Annotated in this window: 1 pseudogene; it reads right to left on the minus strand. The window is 41.3% G+C overall.

What is annotated here, in order from left to right:
- Nucleotides 1–878 (minus strand): annotated as a pseudogene (locus DWW10_RS25840) (DUF3869 domain-containing protein); the annotation flags it as partial.

Here is an 878-nt window from a genome sequence, read left to right on the forward strand (position 1 = left end):
ATACCACCACCGGCATTCAAATCACCACCATGACCATGACCATGTCCGTGACCGTGATACATCTCTGTCAATACCGGAGTATTGCTGAAGATTACACTAACAACACGTCTTGTCTTAGCAACATATGAAACGCCATTATATGTAAAGTTGAATGTCTTATCATCATACATATATTGAACTGAAATCTTCTGCAAAGCAGACTTAGCAGGCAGCAAGAAAGAGTAAGGTCTTACTTCTGTTGAGAAATCAGTTCCTACTGTACCTTCTACGCTTTCAATATACTTCTTCAGTTCAGCAATAACGTCGATAGCTTTCGTCTGAGCAGGTTCTTGTACGTATTTAGCACCAATGAAAACTTTGATGTTTTTAGTAACTTGCATCGGATCATCAGATGAGTTGATGATATCCATGTTTTCTACATACTCAACATTGTCGCCTTCAAGAGTCTTATCGCCAGTGAAAGAACCAGTTTCAGAAGCCAGGTTAGAAGCTGTTTCTACCTTCAAGCCTTCCGGTTCATATTTGGTCGGATTTACGATAATGTTAGCGTAGCAAGTAATAGCTTGACCATTTTCGATAGTAGCTACGTTTACTGTTGCTGTTGCTGCTTCATAATCGCTACCTGCTGCAACTGATACTGTCACTGTAGACGGCATCTTAGTTCCAGTCTGGTCGTTAGTAACAACTGCCTGATAAACACCGTTACCTACTCCTGCACATGCAGTAGAGCCAGCAGTAACTGTTGCACCTTCTACAGGCTTACCTGTGATACCATTACTAACCGTAACAACGAATGTGTAAACAGCGTCCGGTGCTTTATACGGTTTTGAAACATCACCGTTTTCTGAATCATAGCAGCTTGTAAACATAGTACCGAC

Source organism: Bacteroides intestinalis (genome assembly GCF_003464595.1).
Lineage (GTDB): Bacteria > Bacteroidota > Bacteroidia > Bacteroidales > Bacteroidaceae > Bacteroides > Bacteroides intestinalis_A.